This is a genomic window from Citrobacter sp. RHB21-C05 (genome assembly GCF_013889015.1).
Lineage (GTDB): Bacteria > Pseudomonadota > Gammaproteobacteria > Enterobacterales > Enterobacteriaceae > Citrobacter_A > Citrobacter_A sedlakii.
This window is the reverse complement of sequence record NZ_CP057611.1, coordinates 3,674,603-3,698,883: the sequence shown is the minus strand read 5'-3', so window position 1 is coordinate 3,698,883 and position 24,281 is coordinate 3,674,603. Positions and strand designations below refer to the sequence as shown.

Below are 24,281 nucleotides of genomic sequence, written 5' to 3'. Positions count from 1 at the left end.
TGCATACTATCCCTTATATCCACAATTTTAATAGGGTCTTGTCGGGAATATGATGGACAGGACACAACACGATTTTTAATTTGTGAAATGGTGTGCTTATGTGTGAAAAGTATGTTGAAAAACCACTTTATTTGATGATTGCCGACTGGGTTATGGCGGAAAAGCGTTGGGTCAGCGCAAAAGAGATTGCAAAGCAGTTTAATATGGATCATTGCAAAGCAATTAATACCGTCTCTTATATTCTCGCGGAAGTGGGGGAAATTCATTGTGAGACTAAGACCATCCCTAACCAACTGGAAGGACGGGGCTGTCAGTGCCAGCGTCTGGTGCGGGTAACCCATATCGCGCCGCAGCTTTACGCGCGTTTGGGACAGCGCGCGCAGGAAAAGGTGGCCAGCAGAGCGCCCCGGATCCCGGCGGTTCCACCGTCAGAACTGAACCGTGAGCAGAAATGGCAGATGATGCTGTCAAAGAGTTTGCGGCGGTAAGGCGGAGATCCGCCGTATCGAATGGCGGTATAATCGACGTATCCGGCCTGGGGATGGCGAACATCACAGGCCGGATAAATGCTGTGTCATCAGGCGTTAACGGCCTTTCCATACCGGGGCGCGTTTTTCCGCAAATGCCTGCGGCCCTTCAAGGGCATCCTCTGAATGCAGGACCGACGGATAGTGCTTCAGCACGCCGCTGCGGATAAAACGATACCCTTCCTCGACCGGCATTTCACTGGTGGTACGAGAGATCTCCTTCAGCGCGGCAATGGCCAGCGGCGCGCTGTTGACCAGTTCTTGCGCCAGTTCGCGCGCGCTGTCCATCAGCTCCTGCTGGCTGACCACGCGGTTGACGATCCCCCAGCGCAGCGCTTCCGCGGCATCCATTCGTCTGCCGGTCATTACCATTTCATTCACGATGGCCGGGGGTAACCGTTTTGGCAGACGCAACACGCCGCCGCTGTCTGGCACAATGCCCAGTTTCGCTTCCGGCAGCGCAAAGCTGGCGTTTTCGGCGCAGACGATAAAATCCGCCGCCAGCGCCAGTTCGAAACCGCCGCCAAAGGCATAGCCGTTCACGGCGGCAATCACCGGTTTATCGAGATCAAAGCATTCCGTTAGTCCGGCAAAACCGCCGGGGCCAAAGTCGGCGTCCGGCGCTTCACCTTCTGCGGCGGCTTTTAAGTCCCAGCCTGCGGAAAAGAATTTCTCCCCCGCGCCGGTGACGATCGCGACGCGCAGTTCGGGATCGTCACGAAATTGCAGAAAAGCTTCCCCCATCTGAAAGCTGGTTTTGGCATCGATCGCATTGGCTTTAGGTCGATCCAGAATGATTTCCAGAACAGGTCCGTTACGGGTCAAACGTAAAGATTCACTCATGGTTCATCTCCAGAAAATAAAGTAACTGGCGGGCATTTCCCGCCAGCAGGGTTATTTCAGATTCTTTTTGATTATTTTTCCTGAACAGTTACGGGGCAGGTCAGTTCTTATTTCCATAAACGAGGGCACTTTGAATTTCGCCATATTTTGTTCGCAGAAATGGAAGAATTCTTCTTCCGTCAGCGTTTCGCCTTCATTAAGTACGACGAAGGCTTTAATGGCTTCGTCGCGAATCGCATCCTGAATACCAATCACCACGATGTCCTGAATTTTAGGATGTGCGGAAATGATATTTTCCAGCTCAACGCAGGAGACGTTTTCACCGCCGCGTTTAATCATGTTGCAGCGCCGGTCGACAAAATAGAAAAAGCCGTCTTCGTCGCAATATCCGGAATCGCCGGTGTGTAACCAGCCGGTGGAGTCGAACGCTTTCGCCGTGGCGTCGGGCCTGGCGTAATAGGCTTTAAAGAGTGTTTTGCCCGGTACCCCCTTGATGCAGATTTCGCCAATCTCGCCAGCGGGCAGCGCACGGTTCTGCTCGTCGCGAATTTCCGCTTCGTAGCAAAATCCCGGACGGCCTATCGACGGCCAGCGTCGCTTATCGCCGGGTCGGTCGCCAATGATGCCGACGATGGTTTCCGTCATGCCATAGGAGGTCAGCAGGCGCACGCCGAAACGGGTGACAAAGGCGTCTTTCTCCTGTTCCGAAAGGTTGAGATAGAACATGACTTCCCGCAGACAATGCTGGTTGTCCTGCGGTGTGACGGGTTGCGCCATGAGCGTGCGGATCATCATTGGGATGCATTCTGTGACGGTCGCGCGGTATTTTCGGATCTGCTGCCAGAAGGCGCGGACGCTGTATTTTTCAACCAGCACAAACGTCGCGCCTGCCGAGAATGCTGCCATGGCGGCGGTGCATTGACAGTCGATATGAAACGCAGGCATCACCGTCAGGTAAATATCGTCTTCACGCAGGGCGCACTGCCAGGAGGAATAGTATCCGGCAAAGCGCAGGTTGTAATGGGTGATCACCACCCCCTTTGGTCGTGACGTGGTGCCGGAGGTAAATAAGATCTCTGCAGTGTCGTCGGTAGACAGCGGTACCGTTTCCTGCAAGGCGCCCGGCTGGCGATCTTTTTGCAGAGAAAAGTGACTCACGCCGGGTTCAGTCCCGACGTTTTCGCCAACCACCCAGATAAGGGTTAACTGCGTTTCGCCTTCACGCTGGATCTCGCGGTACATCGGCAAAAACGCGGGGCTGGTGACGATCTGCCTGGCCTGGCTGTTTTGCAGGATCCACGCGCTTTCCTCACGCAGCAGGCGGGCGTTGATCGGCACCATGATGGCGCCGATTTTTGCCAGTCCAAACCAGCAAAAGATAAATTCCGGGCAGTAATCCAGATGCAGGGCAACCTTATCCCCTTTGCGAATGCCTGAGGCGTGGAACAGATTCGCTGTGCGATTGATCTCCTCATTGAGCGACGCGTAGCTGTACTGTCGTATCTCCCCGTCGCTGGATTCACAAATCAGCGCCGTTTTACTGCCATGCCGTTCGGCCAAATCGTCCCACATCTGGCGTAAGTGTTGTCCGCCAACGATATCCATAGCACCTCTGTCCATTTATTCAGGCGCTAACCGGCAATGCCGGTTAGCGCGTTCGGGTTAATCCTCTACTTTGGCCAGACCTTTACTGACCAGTGACTGAATTTCAGCGTCGCTGTAGCCGATGTTATGCAGAATGGCGGCGGTATCCATGCCGTGTGACGGCATGCCGCGCCAGATTTTTCCAGGGTTATTTTTGAATTTCGGCATCACGTTTGGCCCTTTGCAACTGCGGCCATCCAGCGTTTGCCATTGGGTAATGGATTCCCGGGCAATGTACTGCGGGTTACCTTCCAGTTCCGGAATCGTCAGCACTTTGGCGCAGGCGATATTCAGCTCGGCGAAGCGTGCCTGAGCCTCGGCGAGGGTGCGTGTCGCCAGCCAGGCATCGAGTTTTTCCTCTACCAGCGGTCCGTAAGGGCATTCGATCCGGTGAATCAACTGTGTGCCTTCCGGAACCTCCGGTGTGCCCAGAATGTGCGCCAGACCAATATCCTTAAAGCATTCGGCGATTTGCGTAATACCGACCAGCTCCATCACGATGTAGCCGTCGGCGCACTTATACAGTCCGCAGCCAGCGTAGTAGGGATCTTTACCTTTGGTCATTCGCGGGCATATCTCGCCGCCGTTGAAATAATCCATCATGAAATATTGACCCATACGCAGCATGACTTCGTACATTGCGACATCAATACTTTCGCCTTTGCCGGTTTCACGCGCTTTATGCAACGCCGCCAGCGCCGCGGTGGTGGCGGTCATGCCGGAAAAATAGTCGGCGGTGTACGGGAAGGCGGGCATCGGCTGGTCGACGTCGCCGTTCTGGATCAGGTAGCCGCTGAACGCCTGGGCAATGGTGTTATAGGCTGGCAGGTGGGTGTACTCTTCGCTGCCGTACTGACCAAAGCCGGATAAATGGGCGATAACCAGCTTCGGGTTATGTCGCCACAGGACGTCATCGGTAATACCGCGGCGGGCAAATGCCGGGCCTTTGCTGGCTTCAATAAAGATATCGGTGGTTTCCATTAATTTGAGAAACGCTTCCCGCCCCTCATCTTTGAAAATATTCAGCGACAGCGCGTGGAGATTACGGCGCGAAAGCTGCGGATAGTGGGGCTGGACGCGAATGGTATCGGCCCAGGCCACGTTTTCAATCCAGATAACCTCCGCGCCCCATTCAGCAAACAATTGTCCGGCGAACGGTCCGGCGATTTCGATGCCGGAAAAAACCACCCGCAGCCCGGCAAGCGGGCCAAAGGTGGGCATGGGGAGACGATTCATACCTATGCTCCTGGCAGTTATAGGTGTCCCGTAGGCCGGATAACAGCGTGAACGCCTTATCCGGCCAGGAAAAAACACCCGATAATGATTAACGGTATTGCTTCAGCACCGCGCGACCGAGGGTCAGGATCTGCATTTCGTCAGACCCACCGGAAACGCGGTCCACGCGCAGATCTCGCCAGAAGCGGCTAATACGATGATTACCGGCAATTCCAACGCCGCCCAGTACCTGCATTGCGCTGTCCACCACCTCGAACGCCGCGTTGGCGCAGAAGTATTTGCACATCGCCGCATCTCCCGAAGTAATCGTGCCGTTATCGGCCTTCCACGCGGCTTCCAGCAGCATGTTTTTCATCGAATTGAGCTTGATGGCCATGTGAGCAAATTTTTCCTGAATCAGCTGGAAGCGACCGATGGTTTCGCCAAACTGTACGCGCTGGTTAGCGTAGCGCGCTGCATCTTCAAAGGCGCACATCGCTGTACCGTAGTTGGTGAGCGCCACCAGGAACCGTTCATGATCGAACTCTTCTTTCACGCGGTTAAAGCCGTTGCCTTCCCGCCCGAACCTGTCTTTTTCATCCAGTTCGACGTCATCGAAGTTAATTTCGCAGCAACTGTCCATCCGCAGGCCGAGCTTATCGAGTTTATTCACCTGGATGCCGGGTTTCGTCATATCGACAAACCATTCGGTATAAACGGGTTTGTCAGGCGACGCGGCGTCCCGGGCCATCACCACGATATAGGGCGTGTAGGCGCTGCTGGTGATAAAACACTTACTGCCGTTGAGATAAACCTTACCATTTTTACGGGTATAGGTGGTTTTGAGGCTGCCCACATCCGATCCCGCTCCCGGTTCGGTGATTGCCGAGTTCCACATCTGTTTGCCTGTCCCCCGGAAGGCCATGATCTTATCGATCTGCTCCTGCGTGCCTTCGCGCAGGAAAGTGTTAAAACCGCCCGGCAACTGGTACAGCACATAGGTTGGCGCGCCGAGACGTCCCAGCTCCATCCAGACAGCGGCAACGGTGACGAACCCCGCTTCCAGCCCGCCATGTTCTTCCGGGATCAACAGGCTGTCGATACCCATCTCCGCCAGCGCTTTAACAAAGCGCTCCGGATACACGCTGTCACGGTCGCACTCGGCAAAATAGGCTTCCCAGTTCTCACTGGCCATCAGTTCGCGAATACCGGCGACAAACAGTTCCTGCTCGTCATTCAAGTTAAAATCCATCTTTCAACCTCTTGATCTGTTAGGGGTAATTGAGTTGTCTTTCCAGTGCGCTTTGGCGTCTTTAATAAAGGAGAGGGTCACCATAATGTTGACGAAGAACAGCGGGCAGCCGCCGGCAATGATGGCGGTTTGAATCGGCTTCAGGCCGCCAAGCGCCAGCAACACAATACCGATGACGCCCACCAGCACCGACCAGCCGATCCGCACCAGCAGCGGCGGCTCGTCGCCGTCGCGCACTTCGCGACAGGTCGACATCGCCAGGGTATACGAACAGGCGTTAATCAGCGTCACGGTGGCAATAAAGCAGAGGATGAAGAATCCCCACATGGTGGCGGTACTGAACGGCAGCGCGGCCCAGGTTTCGATAATGGCGCGCGCCACGCCGTGCTGCTCTATCAACTGCGGAATGTTGATGATGTTTTTATCCATCAATAACAGGGTGTTGCTGCCCAGCACGGTCCACAGGATCCAGGTGGAGGCGGTCAGCCCTAACACCATCCCAAAACACAGTTCGCGCACGGTGCGTCCACGGGAAATGCGCGCCAGGAAGATGCTCATCTGAATGGCGTAAATCACCCACCACGCCCAGTAAAAAACGGTCCAGCCCTGAGGGAAGCCACCTTTGGCGATAGGATCGGTATAGAACAACATGCGCGGCAGATACATCAGCAGCGTGCCCACCGAATCGGTGAAGTAGTTCATGATGAAGCTGGCGCCGCTGACGATAAACACCCAGCCGAGCATCAGGAAGCTCAGATAGCTGCGCACGTCGCTGGCGATACGCACCCCTTTTTGCAGGCCGCAGGCCACGCAAATCGCGTTGAGGATGATCCAGCAGGTGATAATAATGGCGTCCAGCTCCAGGGTATGCGGGATCCCGAACAGGTATTGCATACATTCCGTGACCAGCGGCGTCGCAAGGCCCAGGCTGGTGCCCATCGCGAAAATCAGCGCGACGAGATAGAAGTTATCAATGATGGTGCCGAGCAGCCCTTTGGCATGTTTTTCCCCCACCAGCGGCGCCAGCGTGGAGCTGGGACGGATCACGTCCATTTTGCGGACAAAAAAGAAGTAGGCGAAGGCGACAGAAAGGAAACTGTAGGTCGCCCACGGCAGCGGTCCCCAGTGGAACAGGCTGTATGCGAGGCCCAGTTCTTTCGCGCTGGTTGAGTGAGCGGCAAAGCCAAACGGCGGGGTCGAGATATAGTAGTAAATCTCAATCGAGCCCCAGAACAGCACAGCGGCAGAGGTACAGGAGGCGAACATCATAAAGATCCAGCTGGCAGTGCTGAACTCCGGTTTCTCATCGCCAAGTTTCTTTTTGGCGTAGGGGCCAAATACCAGCCAGAACCAGCCGATAAGCATGACGACCATATACCATTCGAAGGCCCATCCCCAGATATTGGTGACATAACTGAAGACGGCATTAATAACAATATTCGCTGCGTCTAAATCGCGAACCGTTAGCCAGCAAAGTATTCCGACAATGATTAATGGTGGAAAGAAAACCTTTGGCTCAATGCCGGACTTTCTCTTTTCATTTTTCATGCGCTAATTCCAGTTTAAAAATGAATGTATTATTCGTTCCCAATTGTTCTATTTTTATTACATAGTTGTTGATGGTCATTTAACCTCGGGGCGCGTGAGCGAATAACTCATAATGGGTATTCGCGTGGCTGTGTTCTGTTACCCTCATCACACTTTTCAGACGGGCTGTTATGGGGTGTCGATATTGATATTTTTATTTTTAATCAATAAGTTAATGGTGTGTTTGGCGCTTTTTATACCCGTCGGCGTTCAATATTGGTGATCCGTAAAACAATATTGAAAATTAGCTGTTGTATTCGCTTGTGTTCAATATTGGTGAAGCGGTTAACAATATTGAAAGTTGAAATCATCAGTGTGTGACATTTTCAATAATGGTGATTAAGGTTTTATTTCGGAATTAACGTGCGTGCTATCTGTAATTAACACCGCCGATATTCATGACTTCTGGAGATGCAATGAAGATATTGACTTGCTATAAAAGCGTACCTGACGAACAGGATATTTCGATTAATAATGCTGACGGTTCCCTGGATATCAGCAAAGCCGAAAGCAAAATCAGCCAGTACGATTTGAATGCGATTGAAGCCGCCTGCCAGCTTAAACAGCAGGTCAGCGACGCGCAGGTTATCGCCCTGAGCGTGGGCGGCAAAGCGCTAACCAATGCGAAGGGACGCAAAGACGTGCTTTCGCGCGGTCCGGATGAGCTGGTAGTGGTCATTGACGACCCGTTTGAACAGGCGCTCCCGCAACAGACGGCCAGCGCTCTGGCGGCCGCAGCGCAAAAGCGGGGGTTCGATCTGCTGATTTGCGGCGACGGATCGTCCGATCTGTACGCGCAGCAGGTTGGTCTGTTGGTCGGCGAAATCCTCAACATTCCGGCGGTTAACGGCGTCAGCAAGATCCTCTCGCTGAGCGAAAGCACGCTGACCGTTGAACGTGAGCTGGAAGACGAAATCGAAACCCTCTGCATCCCGCTACCTGCCGTGGTGGCGGTATCCACTGACATTAACTCTCCGCAAATCCCGTCTATGAAGGCCATTCTGGGCGCGGCGAAGAAACCGGTTCAGGTCTGGTCTGCGGCGGATATTGGGTTTAACGCAGGGGAAGCGCGTTCCTCACAAACAGTAGCCGCGCCGAAGCAGCGAGAACGCCTGCGCAAAGTGATTGAAGGCGATGGTGAAGAGCAGATCGCCGCATTTGCCGACAGTTTGCGCAAGATGATTAATTAAAAGGGGATGTTATGAGCAAGTTTTCCAGCGTCTGGGTTTTCAGCGATATGGCTTCACGCCTGCCGGAACTGATCGGCGGCGCGCGGATTTTAGGTGAACAAGTGAATGCGTTTGTGCAGCACGCCGACGAGGAGACAACGGCGTTGCAGTACGGTGCGGAGCGCGTGTGGCTGTTGCAGGGGAAACCGGACGACCGCATGGTGGAGGATTATGCGGACGTCATTGCGCAGACCATCCGTCAGCAGGGCGACGCCGGACTGGTTTTGCTGCCCAATACCCGTCGCGGCAAGCTACTGGCGGCTAAGCTGGGCCATCGTCTCGCCGCGGCGGTCTCAAACGACGCCAGCGACGTACTCTGCCAGGACGGTCATGCACAGGTCAAACATATGGTGTATGGCGGCCTGGCGATAGGGAACGAGACCGTGACATCGCCTTTCGCGGTGATCACGCTCAATAGCGGGACGTTTGACGCGCCGCAGCCGGACGCGTCACGCAGCGGCGAGACGCATGTTGTGGCATGGCAGGCGCCGGAGACAAGCGTAACCCGTACCGCCACCGAGGCGCGGCAGAGCCAGCGCGTCGACCTCGACAAAGCGCGACTGGTGGTCAGCGTGGGGCGCGGCATCGGCAGCCAGGAGAATATCGCGCTGGCACAAGCGCTATGTCAGGCCATCGGCGCCGAACTGGCCTGCTCTCGTCCGGTTGCGGAAAACGAGAAGTGGATGGCGCATGAGCGCTATGTCGGGATCTCAAATCTGATGCTGAAACCCGAGCTGTATCTGGCGGTGGGGATCTCCGGGCAGATCCAGCACATGGTTGGAGCGAACGGCGCGCAGACCATCTTTGCCATTAACAAAGACAAAAATGCGCCGATCTTTCAGTACGCGGACTACGGCATTGTCGGCGATGCGCTGAAGATCCTTCCTGCGCTGACCGCCGCTCTGGCGCGCTAATCCACACCAGCAGGGAGGATGTATGTCTGAAGATATCTTTGACGCCATTATCGTAGGGGCAGGGCTCGCCGGGTCCGTTGCGGCATTGGTGCTTGCCCGGGAAGGGGCGCAAGTGCTGGTTATCGAACGTGGGAATTCGGCGGGCGCGAAGAATGTCACCGGCGGGCGCATTTACGCGCACAGTCTCGAGCGCATTATCCCGGGGTTTGCGCAGCAGGCTCCCGTTGAGCGCGTCATCACTCATGAAAAACTGTCCTTTATGACCGATCGCGGTGCGATGACGGTGGACTATCTCAACGCGGAAAGCGCTTCGCCAGCAGAGGTTTCTTATTCGGTGCTGCGCAGCCGGTTTGACGGCTGGCTGATGGATCAGGCCGAAGCGGCGGGCGCACAGCTGATTGCCGGGATCCGCGTGGATAACGTGGTACAGCGCGATGGCAAAGTGGTGGGCGTTGAAGCCGACGGCGAGATCATTGAAGGAAATGTGGTGATCCTCGCCGACGGGGTGAACTCCCTGCTCGCGGAAAAGCTGGGTATGGCGAAACGGGTCGACGCTGCGCACGTCGCGGTGGGGGTAAAAGAGCTGATCGAACTGCCGAAAGCGGTTATTGAGGATCGTTTTCAGCTCCAGGGCAACGAAGGCGCGGCCTGCCTGTTCGCCGGTTCGCCTACCGATGGCCTGATGGGCGGCGGCTTCCTCTATACCAATGAAAGTACGCTTTCGCTGGGGCTGGTATGTGGCCTTCATCATTTACAGGAGGCGAAAAAATCGGTTCCGCAAATGCTGGAAGATTTTAAACAGCATCCGGCCGTCGCGCCGCTGATAGCCGGGGGCAAACTGGTTGAATATGCGGCGCATGTCGTACCGGAAGCCGGGATGAACATGCAGCCTGAACTGGTAGGCGACGGTGTGCTGATTGCCGGCGATGCCGCAGGAATGTGCCTGAACCTGGGATTCACCATTCGCGGTATGGATTTAGCCGTTGCCGCTGGCGAAGCGGCGGCAAAAGCGGTGCTCTCGGCGAGGCTGCGCAATGATTTTAGCCGTCAGGGGCTGGCAACGTATCGCCAGTACCTGGAAGACGGCCCGCTACGGGATATGCGGATGTATCAGCGTTTGCCCGCGCTGCTGGATAATCCCCGGATGTTTACCCGCTACCCGGAAATGGCGGTGGGGATCGCCCGCGACCTGTTCACCGTCGACGGCAGCGCGCCGGTGCCGCTGCGTAAGAAAATCCTGCGTCACGCGAAAAACGTAGGCTTCATCAATCTGATGAAAGATGGTCTGAAAGGAGTGACCGCATTATGACTTCTCCCGTCAATGTGGACGTCAAACTGGGCGTCAATAAATTCAATGTCGATGAGGAGCATCCGCACATCATCGTGAAAAGCGATGCGAATCAGCAGGTGCTGGATGTACTGGTCAAGGCGTGCCCTGCCGGGCTGTACAAAAAACAGGATGACGGCAGCGTGCGTTTTGACTATGCGGGATGCCTGGAATGCGGTACCTGCCGCATCCTCGGGCTGGGTACGGCGCTGGAGAAATGGGAATATCCGCGCGGCACCTTTGGTGTGGAATTTCGCTACGGCTAAACCGGGCGCCGGATGGCGATGCGAAGGGTCATCAGGCAGGATGTTTACACAGGATATGCTCATGCAACAGCCACGGAATTTTGAGGACATAAAATTTTCATCCATTCACCGCAGGATCATGCTGTGGGGAAGCGGAGGTCCCTTCCTCGACGGGTATGTGCTGGTGATAATTGGCGTTGCGCTTGAGCAACTTACGCCAGCGCTCAAACTTGACGCCGGGTGGCTGGGGCTGCTCGGCGCTGGCACCCTGGCCGGGCTGTTCGTCGGAACCTCGCTGTTTGGCTATATCTCTGATAAGGTCGGGCGCCGAAAAATGTTTCTTATCGATATCATCGCGATTGGGGTGATATCGCTGGCGACCATGTTTGTTTCCACCCCAGCGGAACTGCTGGTGATGCGGGTGTTGATCGGTGTGGTGATCGGCGCGGATTATCCGATTGCCACCTCCATGATTACCGAGTTTTCCAACACTCGTCAGCGGGCGTTCTCCATCAGTTTTATTGCCGCCATGTGGTATGTCGGCGCGACCTGTGCCGATCTGGTTGGTTACTGGCTGTATGACGTGGAGGGCGGCTGGCGCTGGATGCTGGGTAGCGCGGCCATACCCTGTATTTTGATCCTGGTCGGACGCTTCGATCTGCCTGAGTCGCCGCGCTGGTTGCTGCGCAAGGGACGAGTGAAAGAGTGTGAAGCGATGATGATTAAGCTGTTTGGCGAGCCGGTAGCGTTTGAAGAAGAACCGCCGCAGGAAACGCGCTTTTTACAGCTTTTTAATCGTCGTCACTTCCCGTTTGTGCTGTTTGTCGCGGCTATCTGGACCTGTCAGGTGATCCCGATGTTTGCCATTTACACCTTTGGCCCGCAGATTGTGGGGTTGTTGGGACTGGGGGCCGGGAAAAGCGCCGCGCTGGGCAACGTGGTCATCAGTCTGTTCTTTATGCTGGGCTGCATTCCTCCCATGTTCTGGCTCAACAGCGCGGGTCGACGACCCCTGCTGATCGGCAGTTTTGTGATGATGACGCTGGCGTTAGCGGTGTTGGGGCTGATACCGGAAATGGGGATTGGGCTGGTGGTCACGGCGTTTGCGGTTTACGCCTTTTTTTCCGGCGGGCCGGGAAACCTTCAGTGGTTGTATCCGAATGAGCTGTTTCCTACCGATATTCGCGCCTCGGCGGTCGGCGTCATCATGTCGTTGAGCCGTATTGGCACCATTCTTTCGACCTGGGCGCTGCCGATTTTCATTACGAAGTACGGCATCAGTCACGTCATGTTGATGGGCGCCGGAATTTCGCTGGTTGGGCTGTTAATCTCCATTGCCTTCGCCCCTGAAACCCGTGGCCTGACGTTGGCTGAAACCAGCACCATGACCCTCCGCAGGTCGCCGCTGCGCTAACGACGCCATTCAGAGTGTTCTGCATTTGCGTTCAGCGTCAACCCCTTAGGCTACAGTTAACGGGTAAGTAACAGAAAATGACTGAAAAGCAGGGAGAACACCATGCAAAAGCATCGACTGATCGCGTCTATTTTGGCCGCAGCAACCGTCTTCACCGTCGTGGGCTGTTCCTCAAACCAGGCGGTACGCACCACCGACGGCAGAACCATTGTCACCGACGGCAAACCGCAGGTGGATGACGACACCGGGCTGGTATCTTACAAAAACGCCGAAACCGGTCAGACGGAACAGATTAACCGTGACCAGGTGAAAAACATGAGCGAACTGGATAACTAATTCAGTTTTATCCATTAGGCTGCTCAATTATATTCACTATTAGCCTGTTCGATTAGTGACTACACTCTGTTACAAAACAGAGCACTAAAAAAACAGGCTAAACATGATCCTCATTATTTACGCGCATCCTTATCCGCAGCATTCGCATGCGAATAGACGGATGCTTGAACAGGCAAGGACCCTGGAAGGGGTTGAAGTACGTTCGCTGTATCAACTTTATCCCGACTTCAATATCGACGTCGCCGCTGAACAGGAGGCGCTTTCCCGTGCCGATCTGATTATCTGGCAGCATCCGATGCAGTGGTACAGCGTGCCGCCTTTGCTCAAACTGTGGATGGATAAGGTGCTCTCTCACGGCTGGGCCTACGGTCACGGCGGCACGGCGTTGCAGGGGAAACAGTTGATGTGGGCGGTTACGACCGGCGGGGGCGAGAATCATTTCGAGATCGGCTCGCATCCGGGATTTGCGGTGCTTTCACAACCTCTCCAGGCGACGGCGCTTTATTGTGGTCTCAACTGGCTCCCGCCGTTTGCGATGCACTGCACGTTTATCTGCGATGATGAAACCCTGCAAGCGCAGGCACGGCGTTACAAACAACGTTTGCTGGAGTGGCAGGAGGCGCACAATGGATAGCCATACGCTGATACAGGCGCTGATTTATCTCGGTTCCGCGGCACTGATTGTCCCGATTGCGGTGCGGCTCGGTCTGGGGTCGGTGCTCGGCTATCTGATTGCCGGGTGCATCATTGGTCCCTGGGGACTTCGGTTGGTCACTGACGCAGAGTCGATACTGCACTTTGCGGAAATCGGCGTGGTGCTGATGCTATTTGTCATTGGCCTTGAGCTGGATCCCCAGCGTCTCTGGAAGCTCCGGGCCTCGGTGTTTGGCGGCGGCGCGCTACAGATGGTCGTGTGCGGCGGGCTGATCGGCCTGTTCTGTATGTTCCTCGGCCTGCGTTGGCAGGTGGCGGGGCTGATCGGCCTGACCCTGGCGCTCTCCTCCACGGCGATAGCGATGCAGGCAATGAATGAGCGAAATCTTACCGTCTCGCAGATGGGGCGCAGCGCCTTTGCGGTGCTGCTGTTTCAGGATATTGCGGCTATTCCGCTGGTGGCGATGATCCCCCTGCTGGCAGCCAGCGGCGCGTCAACAACGCTGGGCGCGTTTGCGCTGTCAGCGCTGAAGGTGGTCGGCGCGCTGGCGCTGGTGATTTTGCTCGGGCGCTATGTCACGCGTCCGGCGTTGCGCTTTGTCGCGCGTTCTGGTTTGCGCGAAGTGTTCAGCGCCGTGGCGTTGTTTCTGGTGTTCGGCTTCGGTCTGTTGCTGGAAGAAGTGGGGCTGTCAATGGCGATGGGCGCGTTTCTGGCAGGTGTACTGCTGGCAAGCTCGGAGTATCGTCACGCTCTGGAAAGCGATATTGAACCGTTTAAAGGCCTGCTGCTTGGGCTGTTCTTTATCGGCGTCGGCATGTCGATAGACTTCGGCACGCTTATTGATAATCCTTTGCGCATTATCATTCTGCTGGTGGGCTTTCTGGTTATTAAGACCGGCATGTTATGGCTGATTGCCCGCCCGCTGAAGGTGCCGAATAAACAGCGTCGCTGGTTCGCGGTGCTGCTGGGACAGGGCAGCGAGTTTGCGTTTGTGGTGTTTGGCGCGGCGCAGATGGCGGGCGTGTTGGATCCGGAATGGGCGAAAGCGCTGACGCTGGCGGTGGCGCTCTCTATGGCCGCGACGCCGATCTTCCTCGTCATCCTTACCCGTCTGGAGAAAAATGCCGCCGGGGAAGAACGCGAAGCGGATGAAATTGATGAGGAACAGCCGCGGGTGATTATTGCCGGCTTTGGGCGCTTCGGGCAGATTACCGGCCGTTTGCTGCTCTCCAGCGGGGTAAAAATGGTGGTCCTCGACCATGACCCGGATCATATTGAAACGCTGCGCAAATTCGGCATGAAGGTGTTTTACGGCGACGCAACGCGAATGGATCTGCTGGAATCCGCCGGGGCGGCGAAAGCGGAAGTGCTAATCAACGCCATTGACGATCCGCAAACCAGCCTGGCGCTGACGGAAATGGTCAAAGCGCATTTCCCGAATTTGCAGATTATCGCCCGCGCGCGTGATGTCGATCACTACATTCGTCTGCGTCAGGCCGGGGTGGAGCAACCTGAGCGTGAAACCTTTGAAGGTGCGTTGAAAACCGGACGGCTGGCGCTGGAAAATCTCGGGCTGGGACGCTACGAGGCACGCGAGCGCGCCGATCTGTTCCGCCGCTACAACACCCGAATGGTTGAGGAGATGGCGAAGGGCGAAAACGATACCACTTCTCGTGCGGCAGTGTATAAACGTACCAGCGCGATGCTCAGCGAAATCATCACCGAGGACCGTGAACATTTGTCGTTGGTACAGCGTCACGGCTGGCAGGGAACGGAGGAAGGCAAGCACACCGGCGACATCGCCGATGAGCCGGACGTTAAACCGCCAACCGGGGTAAAAGTGTGATGTACCGCAAACTTTACTACTAAGTCGCTGTTTTTAAATTACTGTAATGCAGCGAGTCCACCCGCAAGACGTGGACTCGCCAGCAGAACGGAAAATTTTCGTGTTCTTCCTCTTTTCGTCAGTCGACGAAAGATTGCTCTTTACGTATAGTGGCGACAATTTTTTTGTATCCGGGAATGAATAAATGATCAGTCTGATTGCTGCGTTAGCGGTAGATCGCGTTATTGGCATGGAAAACGCCATGCCGTGGAATCTGCCTGCCGATCTCGCCTGGTTTAAACGCAATACCTTAAATAAGCCTGTAGTGATGGGACGCCATACCTGGGAATCCATCGGACGTCCGCTGCCGGGACGTAAAAATATAGTCATCAGCAGCCAGCCGGGCACAGACGACCGCGTTCAGTGGGTAAAATCCGTTGATGACGCGCTGGTTGCCTGCGGCGATGCGCCAGAGATTATGGTGATTGGCGGTGGACGCGTGTATGAGCAGTTCCTGCCGAAAGCGGACAAGCTGTACCTGACGCATATCGACGCGGAGGTGGAAGGGGACACGCACTTCCCGGATTACGATCCGGACGACTGGGAATCGGTGTTCAGCGAATTTCACGATGCCGATGCACAGAACTCTCACAGCTATTGCTTCGAGATCCTGGAACGTCGTTAATCCGCTTTATGCCGGAGGGTTGCCTGCGACCGGTCAATCTCGTGTGGGCCGGATAAGCGCAACGCCATCCGGCACGTATCGTCAGGCGTTGACCGCTTCGCCTTCGCCCATATCCATCTGACGATTCGACGGCTGGACAAAATAACGCTTGTCTTCCCAGCGCAGACAGGTCAACTCTCCGCCCCAGCAGCAGCCGGTGTCCAGCGCATAAATCCCTTCCGGCGTACCTTTGCCTTCCAGCGAGGCCCAATGCCCAAAGGCGATGCTGTATTCCTCACTTACCGGACCGGGAATGGCGAACCACGGCTTTAGCGGCGCGGGCGCGTCTTCGGGTGACTCTTTGCTGTACATGTCCAGTTGACCGTTCGGGAAGCAATACCGCATACGGGTAAAGGCGTTAGTGATAAAACGCAGACGCGCCAGTCCTGTTAGCGCTGGCGACCAGTTATTCGGCATGTCGCCGTACATCGCATCAAGGAAGAAAGGATAAGAGTCGCTCGACAGCACGGCTTCGACATCGCGCGCGCACTCTTTCGCCGTCTGCAGATCCCACTGCGGCGTAATCCCCGCATGGGCCATTACCAGCTTTTTCTCTTCGTCGATCTGTAACAGCGGCTGGCGGCGCAGCCAGTTCAGCAATTCGTCAGCGTCGGGCGCTTCCAGCAGGGGGCCTAACCGATCTTTGGGTTTGTTACGGCTTATTCCGGCAAACACCGCCAACAGATGAAGGTCGTGATTGCCCAGCACCAGGCGTACGCAGTCGCCGAGTGACTTCACATAGCGCAGCACGTCCAGCGAGCCGGGGCCGCGAGCGACTAAATCACCGGTAAGCCAGAGGGTATCGGATTCGGGGGTAAATTTTACCTGGTCTAACAATGCGATCAGTTCATCGTAGCAACCGTGAACGTCGCCAATAAGGTATGTTGCCATAGCTATTGTTTTAGTGAATGAGTGTTGGAACGGCGAGTCGGAAAACAGGAATATCGATGGTAAAGGCGACGCCGTTCTCATCAATCATCTCGTAATGACCCTGCATAGTGCCCAGCGGCGTTTCAATCACCGCACCGCTGGTGTACTGGTATTCTTCGCCAGGATCAATGTGCGGCTGAACGCCCACCACGCCTTCTCCCTGGACTTCGGTTTCACGGCCATGACCATTGGTAATTAACCAGTAGCGTCCCAATAGCTGCACTGGCGCTCGCCCCAGATTGCGGATGGTTACGGTATAGGCAAAAACGTAACGTTCATCATCAGGTGAAGATTGCGCCTCAATATAGACGCTTTGTACCTGAACACACACTCGGGGCGAATTGATCATGCTTAGCTCTCCTTCGACGGCGCGTTTACGGCCAGATAGTTCGCCATCTTGCAATACTGCGCGACAGAGATATTTTCCGCTCGCATCGCCGGATCGACGCCCAGCTCCGTCAGAACCTCGACGCTGAACAGATTGCCGAGGCTGTTGCGAATCGTTTTACGGCGCTGGTTAAACGCTTCGGTGGTGATGCGGCTTAACACGCGAATATCGTTGACCGGATACGGCATCGTCGCATGCGGCACCAGGCGCACCACGGCGGAATCGACTTTAGGCGGCGGCGTGAAGGCGGACGGCGGCACTTCAAGCACCGGGATCACGTTGCAGTAATACTGCGCCATGACGCTTAATCGACCATACGCTTTACTGTTGGGTCCTGCAACCAGACGATTGACCACTTCCTTCTGCAACATAAAGTGCATATCGGCAATGGCATCAGTATAGCTAAACAGGTGGAACATCAGCGGCGTGGAGATGTTATACGGCAGGTTGCCGAACACGCGCAGCGGTTGGCCCATTTTCTCCGCCAGTTCGCCGAAGTTCATCGTCATGGCATCCTGCTGATAAATGGTCAGCTTTGGCCCCAGAAACGGATGGGTTTGCAGACGCGCTGCCAGATCGCGGTCAAGTTCAATAACCGTCAGTTGGTCAAGACGTTCGCCAACCGGCTCCGTCAGCGCGGCCAGACCGGGGCCGATTTCAACCATCGCCTGACCCTTTTGCGGGTTGATGGCGGAAACAATGCTGTCGATCACAAACTGATCGTTGAGAAAGTTTTGCCCGAAGCGTTTACGGGCTAAGTGGCCCTGATGGACTCGATTATTCATTGGGTATTAACAATCATTTTGATGGCGAGATTAAGCGCCGTAATAAAACTGCCGACGTCAGCATCACCCCGGCCCGCCAGTTCAAGGGCAGTGCCGTGGTCTACCGACGTACGGATAAAGGGCAGGCCCAGCGTGATATTCACTCCGCGGCCAAATCCCTGGTATTTTAGCACGGGGAGACCCTGATCGTGGTACATTGCCAGCACCGCGTCCGCATGTTGCAGATATTTCGGCTGAAACAGCGTATCTGCGGGCAACGGGCCGGTCAGTTTCATCCCCTGAGCGCGCAGCGTATCCAGCACCGGAACGATCGTGTCGATCTCTTCGGTTCCCATGTGGCCGCCTTCACCGGCATGTGGATTCAGGCCACAGACCAGGATCCGCGGCTCGGCGACACCGAATTTGGTGCGTAAATCGTGATGCAAAATGCCGATCACTTCATGAAGCAGTGCAGGCGTAATGGCATCGGCGACGTCGCGAAGCGGCAAATGCGTGGTTGCCAGCGCGACGCGCAGCGCTTCAGTGGCCAGCATCATCACGACTTTTTGTGTCTGCGAACGTGCTTCAAAAAACTCGGTGTGCCCGGTAAACGGGATGCCCGCATCGTTAATAACGCCCTTGTGCACCGGGCCGGTAATCAGCGCGGCGAATTCTCCCTCCAGGCAGCCGTCACAGGCGCGCGCCAACGTCTGCACGACATATTCACCGTTTTCCACGGTGAGCTGTCCTGCGATGACCGGCGCGCGCAACGCCACCGGCAGCAATGTCAGCGTACCGGCGGTCTGAGCTTTGGCTGGCGTATCGGGAGAATAAGGGAGGAGGGAAAGCGGTAGACCGAGCTGGTTTGCCCGGTCTGTTAACATCGCGGCGTCGGCGCAAACAACCAGTTCAACCGGCCAGTCGCGTTGCGCCAGTTGAACCACCAGATCCGGGCCGATCCCGGCGGGTTCGCCGGGAGTAATGACAACGCGTTGAGCAACCGTCATTAATTGCTCAGGATTTTAACGTAGGCGCTGGCGCGCTGTTCCTGCATCCAGGTTGCCGCTTCTTCCGAGAACTTACGGTTCATCAGCATGCGGTAAGCGCGATCTTTTTGCGCGGCGTCGGTTTTATCGACGTTACGCGTGTCCAGCAGTTCGATCAGATGCCAGCCGAAGGAAGAGTGTACCGGCGTGCTCATCTGGCCTTTGTTCAGACGGGTTAACGCATCGCGGAAGGCCGGATCGAAAATATCTGCCGCAGCCCAGCCCAAATCGCCGCCCTGGTTGGCGGAACCCGGATCCTGGGAGAACTCTTTCGCTGCGGCGGCAAAGGTCGTTTTCCCGCTCTTAATGTCTGCCGCAATCTGCTCAAGTTTCTGGCGAGCCTGCTGATCGGTCATGATTGGCGACGGTTTCAGCAGAATGTGACGGGCATGAACTTCGGTCACCGAAATGCTCTGGTTCTGACCACGCATATCGTTCACTTTCAGGATGTGGAAACCTACCCCGGAGCGAATCGGGCCAACCACGTCGCCTTTCTTCGCAGTGCTCAGCGCCTGAGCGAAAATGCCTGGCAGTTCCTGAATACGACCCCAGCCCATCTGGCCGCCTTTCAGCGCCTGCTGGTCAGCAGAGTAGGTAATCGCCAGTTTGCCGAAGTCATTGCCGTTACGCGCCTGATCGACAATCGAGCGCGCCTGCGCTTCCGCTTCATTCACCTGGTCAGAGGTCGGATTTTCCGGCAGCGGGATCAGGATATGGCTGAGGTTCAGCTCGGTGTTGGCATCGTTCTGGTTGCCCACCTGCTGCGCCAGCGCCTCGACTTCCTGCGGCAGAATAGTGACACGACGGCGCACTTCGTTGTTGCGCACTTCAGAAATGATCATCTCTTTACGGATCTGGTTACGGTAGGTCGAATAGTTCAACCCGTCGTAGGCCAGGCGGCTACGCATTTGATCCAGCGTCATGTTGTTCTGTTTGGCGATATTGGCAATCGCCTGATCAAGCTGCTCATCAGAGATTTTTACGCCCATCTTCTGACCCATCTGCAGGACGATCTGGTCCATAATCAGACGTTCCAGGATCTGGTGACGCAGCGTGGCGTCGTCCGGAAGCTGTTGACCGGCCTGACTCGCGTTCAGTTTGACAGACTGCATTAAGCCATCAACGTCGCTTTCCAGCACCACACCGTTATTTACAACGGCTGCGACTTTATCGACCACCTGCGGGGCAGCGAAACTGGTATTCGCGATCATGGCGATACCGAGAAGCAGCGTTTTCCAGTTCTTCATACTTTTTCCATTTCAATTAACCGCACTGCGGATTACGTGGTAAATCAATCTATTACAGAGTGCTTTGATACGGCAATATGTTGGAGCGCAGCATCTCTTTCGTGCCGAGACCGTAGTTGGAGCTCAGACCGCGAAGTTCGATGTTGAATCCAATGATATTGTCATATACCGCGTGTTCTTTTTCGTTTTCCCAGCCGTTCAGCTTACGCTCGTAACCGACGCGGATCGCGTAACAGCAGGAGTTATATTGCAGACCTAACATCTGGTCGGCAGGTTTATTCACGTTGGTATCGTAGTAGTAAGCGCCAACGACAGACCAGCGGTCGGCGATCGGCCAACTGGCGACAGCGCCCACCTGGTTGATACCGTTTTTGTACTGCTCAGCCGTCGAGTAGTAACTCGGCAGCGTAGCCTGGATATACTCCGGGCTGGCGTAACGGTAGTTCAACTGAACCAGGCGGTCTTCGTCGCGACGGTATTCGATACTGGAACTGCTGGTCGCGACGCTGTCCAGACGGGTATCGTACTGAATACCGCCACGCAGTCCCCAGCGCTCAGAAATACGCCAGTATGTGTCGCCTGCCCATACCAGAGAGCCTTTTTGGTCATCATTCTCCCACTTAATGTTGTCATCGCCGGTGCGAGACTCGGTGAAATAGTAGATTTGACCAACAGAAACGTTAAAACGTTCAACCGCCGCGTCATCATATACGCGGGATGTGACGCCGGTCGTGACCTGATTCGCCGAGGCGATACGGTCCAGGCCGCCATAGGTGCGATCGCGGAACAGACCGGTATAGTCAGACTGCAGCAAAGAGGAGTCGTAGTTGTAAATTTTGCTCTGATCGCGATACGGCACGTACAGATACTGCGCGCGCGGCTCCAGCGTCTGGGTGTATCCCGGCGCGAGCATGTTCATATCACGTTCGAATACCATTTTGCCGTCAACCTTGAACTGCGGCATAACGCGGTTCACCGAATCATCATATTGCGGATAATTCTCGAGGTTCTTTTGCTGGTAGTGCGTCGCCATCAGTTTCGCTTCGGTGTTGAGGCTTCCCCACTTGTTTGACAGCGGCAGATTGATGGTTGGCTCCAGGTGCAAACGCGTCGCTTCCGGCATGTTGTCTTTGGTGTTGACAAAATGCACTGCCTGGCCGTAGATACGGGTGTCAAACGGACCGACGTCATTCTTATAGTAGTTAACGTCCAGCTGAGGCTCTGCGGAGTAACTACTGTTATTTTGATCGCTAAAGACCTGGAACTGCTTGGTCGACACGGTGGCGTCGAAGTTTTCTACCGCGTAACCGACGCTGAATTTCTGCGTGGCGTAACCGTCGGTACTGGAACCGTACTTATTGTCGAAATCGTTAAAGTAGCTGGAGTCGCTGACTTTGGTGTAGTCGACATTGAAGCGCCACACCTGATCCATCACCCCCGAATGCTGCCAGTAAAACAGCCAGCGGCGCGAGTTATCGTCTTTGGGATGCTCATCGTCATAGACGCGGTCAGAGTTCAGATAGTCGAACTCCATCAGGCCTGCGCCCGCTTGCGTCAGATAGCGGAATTCGTTCTCCCACATTATCCCGCCGCGACGGTGCATGTAGTGCGGCGTGATCGTCGCGTCCATATTTGGCGCGATGTTCCAGTAATAAGGAAGATAGAACTCGAAATAGTTTTTCGACGTGTACTTCGCGTTCGGGATCAGGAAACCTGAGCGACGCTTATCCCCCACCGGCAATTGCAGGTACGGGCTGTAAAAAATCGGAACCGGACCCACTTTAAAGCGGGCGTTCCAGATTTCCGCAACCTGTTCTTCACGGTCGTGGATCACTTCGCTACCGACCACGCTCCAGGTATCAGAACCCGGCAGACAGGAGGTGAAGCTGCCGTTCTCAAGGATGGTATAGCGGTTTTCACCGCGCTGTTTCATCAGGTCGGCTTTACCGCGGCCCTGACGGCCCACCATCTGGTAATCACCTTCCCAGACGTTGGTATCTTTTGTGTTCAGGTTTGCCCAGCCCTTCGGCCCTTTGAGGATCACCTGGTTGTCGTCGTAATGGACGTTACCGAGCGCATCGACGGTGCGTACTGGCTCTGGCTGGCCTGGCGCGGCTTTCTGATGCAACTGCACCTCATCGGCCTGCAGTCGGCTGTTGCCCTGCATGATGTCCACATTGCCGCTAAACACCGCGTCATCGGGATAATTTCCTTTCGCATGATCGGCATTAATGGTGACAGGGAGTTCATTCGTCTCGCCCTGTACCAGAGGACGGTCATAGCTTGGCACGCCCAACATACATTGTGAGGCGAGGCTGGCTGCCAGACCCTGCTGACTGTACAGGGCGGTGGCAATCATGGTGGCCAGGAGGGTGGGAATACGTTTTTTCATACGTTGTATTTTATTGTTCCATCATCAGTAGCGTCGCGCGTGACAAACCGCCACAGCCTAACTTACTCATGTTCGTAGTGCTAGTGTTAATCCTGCCGGGATAGCGTCTGTGGTGTTAGTCACGGCTGTGAATGACAGGTATGATAATGCAAATTATAGGCGATGTCCCACAATTGACCGTTGCCGTGAAACGGTAAAAAGCGGCTTATTTTGCGGGACATAACCTCACCAGGCGTGAGACAAATTGGGGAGTTTATGCAGTACTGGGGAAAAATTATTGGCGTGGCCGTGGCTCTGATGATGGGCGGCGGCTTCTGGGGCGTGGTTCTCGGGCTGTTAATCGGCCATATGTTTGACAAAGCCCGCAGCCGAAAAATGGCGTGGTTTGCCAACCAGCGTGAACGTCAGGCGCTGTTTTTTGCCACTACCTTTGAGGTGATGGGGCACTTAACGAAATCAAAAGGACGGGTGACCGAAGCGGATATCCATGTGGCAAATGTGCTTATGGATCGAATGAATTTACATGGCGAATCGCGATCTGCGGCGCAAAACGCGTTCCGCGTCGGAAAATCAGACAATTACCCACTGCGTGAAAAAATGCGTCAGTTTCGTAGCGTCTGTTTTGGTCGTTTCGACCTGATTCGTATGTTTCTGGAGATTCAAATCCAGGCGGCATTTGCCGACGGCTCGCTGCACCCGAACGAACGCGAAGTGCTGTATGTGATTGCCGAAGAGCTGGGCATTTCCCGCGTTCAGTTTGAGCAATTCCTGCGTATGATGCAGGGCGGCGCGCAGTTTGGCGGTGGTTACCGGCAGCAATCCGGCGGTGGCTGGCAGCAGACGCAGCGCGGTCCGACGCTGGAGGACGCCTGTAACGTGCTGGGGGTGAAGCCCTCTGATGATGCAACCACCATCAAACGCGCTTACCGTAAGCTTATGAGCGAACATCACCCGGACAAACTGGTCGCTAAAGGGTTACCGCCAGAAATGATGGAGATGGCGAAGCAGAAAGCGCAGGAAATTCAGAAAGCATATGAATTAATCAAAGACCAGAAAGGATTTAAGTGAGTCGTTTACCGGATGGCGCTGCGCCATCCGGTAAGCACATAAGCACAGTTAAAAATCGGCAGGCGCTTTAAACGTCATGCTGTTGCCGTAAGCGGGATGGGTAATGGTGAGCGTTTCGGCGTGCAACAGCAGTCGCGGCGCCATTGCCAGCGCTTCCGGGGTGGCGTAAAAGCGATCGCCGAGGATCGGATGACCGAGCGCCAGCATATGGACACGAAGCTGATGCGAGCGTCCGGTGATGGGTTTGAGCACCACGCGGGCGCTGTTATCCGCCGCATAGTCCACCACTTCATACCCGGTTTGCGCCGCTTTACCGGTCTCGTAGCAGACCTTCTGCTTTGGCCGGTTTGGCCAGTCGCAAATAAGCGGTAGATCAATCAGCCCCTCGGCGGGCTGAGGATGTCCCCACACCCGCGCGACGTACTGTTTTTTTGGCTCGCGCTCGCGAAACTGGCGCTTCAGTTCACGTTCCGCCGCTTTGGTTAACGCAACGACAATCACGCCGCTGGTGGCCATATCCAGTCGGTGCACCGACTCTGCCTGTGGATAGTCGCGCTGGATGCGCGTCATGATGCTGTCTTTATGCTCGTCAAGACGCCCCGGCACGGACAACAAGCCGCTCGGCTTGTTGACCACCATAATGTGTTCATCCTGGTACAGAATCACCAGCCAGGGATCCTGCGGCGGATTGTAGTTCTCCATTCCCATC

At 55.4% G+C, this 24,281-nt stretch carries 23 protein-coding genes; 11 read left to right on the top strand and 12 right to left on the bottom strand.

The features are described from left to right. Positions 1–98 precede the first annotated feature (98 nt). Positions 99–488, top strand: a complete 390-nt coding sequence (caiF, locus tag HVX72_RS17610; protein ID WP_181822001.1) for a carnitine metabolism transcriptional regulator CaiF — start codon at positions 99–101, stop codon at positions 486–488. A 96-nt stretch (positions 489–584) separates the two neighbouring features. Here the strand turns inward: caiF and caiD are convergent, their stop codons facing one another. The 5 genes from caiD to caiT all read right to left on the bottom strand — a co-directional run bounded on the left by caiD (position 585) and on the right by caiT (position 7,029). After that, the gene (caiD, locus tag HVX72_RS17605) at positions 585–1,370 is read right to left on the bottom strand and encodes a crotonobetainyl-CoA hydratase (RefSeq protein WP_042290176.1); all 786 of its coding nucleotides are present in this window, start codon (positions 1,368–1,370) and stop codon (positions 585–587) included. A gap of 51 nt (positions 1,371–1,421) precedes the next feature. Beyond that, complete coding sequence (gene caiC / locus HVX72_RS17600) at positions 1,422–2,975, bottom strand: crotonobetaine/carnitine-CoA ligase (protein WP_181822000.1); 1,554 nt, start codon at positions 2,973–2,975, stop codon at positions 1,422–1,424. 57 nt (positions 2,976–3,032) lie between these two features. Continuing rightward, the gene (caiB, locus tag HVX72_RS17595; protein WP_042290171.1) at positions 3,033–4,250 is read right to left on the bottom strand and encodes an L-carnitine CoA-transferase; all 1,218 of its coding nucleotides are present in this window, start codon (positions 4,248–4,250) and stop codon (positions 3,033–3,035) included. An 88-nt stretch (positions 4,251–4,338) separates the two neighbouring features. Further along, a complete protein-coding gene (caiA, locus tag HVX72_RS17590) occupies positions 4,339–5,481 on the bottom strand; it encodes a crotonobetainyl-CoA dehydrogenase (RefSeq protein ID WP_042290168.1) in 1,143 nt (380 codons plus the stop codon). 3 nt (positions 5,482–5,484) lie between these two features. Continuing rightward, on the bottom strand, positions 5,485–7,029 hold the full coding sequence (caiT, locus tag HVX72_RS17585) for an L-carnitine/gamma-butyrobetaine antiporter (RefSeq protein ID WP_042290166.1): 1,545 nt from the start codon (positions 7,027–7,029) through the stop codon (positions 5,485–5,487). 455 nt (positions 7,030–7,484) lie between these two features. Between caiT and HVX72_RS17580 the strand changes: the two genes are divergently transcribed. The 9 genes from HVX72_RS17580 (at position 7,485) to folA (ending at position 15,698) form a co-directional block, all read left to right on the top strand. Further along, complete coding sequence (locus HVX72_RS17580) at positions 7,485–8,258, top strand: electron transfer flavoprotein FixA (RefSeq protein ID WP_181821999.1); 774 nt, start codon at positions 7,485–7,487, stop codon at positions 8,256–8,258. A gap of 11 nt (positions 8,259–8,269) precedes the next feature. Beyond that, complete coding sequence (locus HVX72_RS17575; RefSeq protein ID WP_181821998.1) at positions 8,270–9,211, top strand: electron transfer flavoprotein subunit alpha/FixB family protein; 942 nt, start codon at positions 8,270–8,272, stop codon at positions 9,209–9,211. Between the two features lie 22 nt (positions 9,212–9,233). Further along, on the top strand, positions 9,234–10,520 hold the full coding sequence (gene fixC, locus HVX72_RS17570) for an FAD-dependent oxidoreductase FixC (protein ID WP_181821997.1): 1,287 nt from the start codon (positions 9,234–9,236) through the stop codon (positions 10,518–10,520). Next, positions 10,517–10,804, top strand: a complete 288-nt coding sequence (gene fixX / locus HVX72_RS17565; RefSeq protein ID WP_042290155.1) for a ferredoxin-like protein FixX — start codon at positions 10,517–10,519, stop codon at positions 10,802–10,804. The genes fixC and fixX overlap by 4 nt, the downstream gene beginning before the upstream one ends. A gap of 61 nt (positions 10,805–10,865) precedes the next feature. Beyond that, positions 10,866–12,197 (top strand): MFS transporter, encoded by a 1,332-nt coding sequence (locus HVX72_RS17560; protein ID WP_181821996.1) that lies wholly within the window; start codon positions 10,866–10,868, stop codon positions 12,195–12,197. A gap of 102 nt (positions 12,198–12,299) precedes the next feature. Then, positions 12,300–12,533 (top strand): YgdI/YgdR family lipoprotein, encoded by a 234-nt coding sequence (locus HVX72_RS17555; RefSeq protein WP_042290152.1) that lies wholly within the window; start codon positions 12,300–12,302, stop codon positions 12,531–12,533. Positions 12,534–12,636: 103 nt separating this feature from the next. Then, a complete protein-coding gene (kefF, locus tag HVX72_RS17550; protein ID WP_181821995.1) occupies positions 12,637–13,167 on the top strand; it encodes a glutathione-regulated potassium-efflux system oxidoreductase KefF in 531 nt (176 codons plus the stop codon). Further along, positions 13,160–15,034 carry a glutathione-regulated potassium-efflux system protein KefC gene (gene kefC / locus HVX72_RS17545; protein ID WP_181821994.1) on the top strand — a complete coding sequence of 625 codons (1,875 nt, stop codon included), beginning with the start codon at positions 13,160–13,162 and terminating at the stop codon, positions 15,032–15,034. The genes kefF and kefC overlap by 8 nt, the downstream gene beginning before the upstream one ends. 184 nt (positions 15,035–15,218) lie before the next feature. Then, the gene (gene folA / locus HVX72_RS17540) at positions 15,219–15,698 is read left to right on the top strand and encodes a type 3 dihydrofolate reductase (protein WP_181821993.1); all 480 of its coding nucleotides are present in this window, start codon (positions 15,219–15,221) and stop codon (positions 15,696–15,698) included. An 81-nt stretch (positions 15,699–15,779) separates the two neighbouring features. Here folA and apaH read toward each other — a convergent pair whose 3' ends face one another. Genes apaH through lptD form a run of 6 tightly spaced genes read right to left on the bottom strand, consistent with a single transcriptional unit; the run spans position 15,780 to position 22,504 of the window. After that, on the bottom strand, positions 15,780–16,628 hold the full coding sequence (gene apaH, locus HVX72_RS17535) for a bis(5'-nucleosyl)-tetraphosphatase (symmetrical) ApaH (protein WP_042290143.1): 849 nt from the start codon (positions 16,626–16,628) through the stop codon (positions 15,780–15,782). A 10-nt stretch (positions 16,629–16,638) separates the two neighbouring features. After that, positions 16,639–17,016 carry a Co2+/Mg2+ efflux protein ApaG gene (apaG, locus tag HVX72_RS17530; protein WP_042290141.1) on the bottom strand — a complete coding sequence of 126 codons (378 nt, stop codon included), beginning with the start codon at positions 17,014–17,016 and terminating at the stop codon, positions 16,639–16,641. 2 nt (positions 17,017–17,018) lie between these two features. After that, positions 17,019–17,840 carry a 16S rRNA (adenine(1518)-N(6)/adenine(1519)-N(6))-dimethyltransferase RsmA gene (gene rsmA / locus HVX72_RS17525; RefSeq protein ID WP_181821992.1) on the bottom strand — a complete coding sequence of 274 codons (822 nt, stop codon included), beginning with the start codon at positions 17,838–17,840 and terminating at the stop codon, positions 17,019–17,021. After that, positions 17,837–18,826, bottom strand: a complete 990-nt coding sequence (gene pdxA / locus HVX72_RS17520) for a 4-hydroxythreonine-4-phosphate dehydrogenase PdxA (RefSeq protein WP_042290137.1) — start codon at positions 18,824–18,826, stop codon at positions 17,837–17,839. The genes rsmA and pdxA overlap by 4 nt, the downstream gene beginning before the upstream one ends. Then, on the bottom strand, positions 18,826–20,112 hold the full coding sequence (surA, locus tag HVX72_RS17515) for a peptidylprolyl isomerase SurA (RefSeq protein WP_042290135.1): 1,287 nt from the start codon (positions 20,110–20,112) through the stop codon (positions 18,826–18,828). Before surA ends, pdxA begins: the two co-directional genes overlap by 1 nt. A gap of 52 nt (positions 20,113–20,164) precedes the next feature. Further along, the gene (gene lptD / locus HVX72_RS17510; protein WP_042290133.1) at positions 20,165–22,504 is read right to left on the bottom strand and encodes an LPS assembly protein LptD; all 2,340 of its coding nucleotides are present in this window, start codon (positions 22,502–22,504) and stop codon (positions 20,165–20,167) included. Positions 22,505–22,759: 255 nt separating this feature from the next. On the opposite strand from lptD, the gene djlA reads away from it, so the two are divergent. After that, entirely contained in the window at positions 22,760–23,572 is an 813-nt protein-coding gene (gene djlA, locus HVX72_RS17505) for a co-chaperone DjlA (protein ID WP_181821991.1), read from the top strand. Between the two features lie 48 nt (positions 23,573–23,620). Here djlA and rluA read toward each other — a convergent pair whose 3' ends face one another. Further along, on the bottom strand, positions 23,621–24,280 hold the full coding sequence (gene rluA / locus HVX72_RS17500; protein ID WP_042290127.1) for a bifunctional tRNA pseudouridine(32) synthase/23S rRNA pseudouridine(746) synthase RluA: 660 nt from the start codon (positions 24,278–24,280) through the stop codon (positions 23,621–23,623). Position 24,281 lies beyond the last annotated feature (1 nt).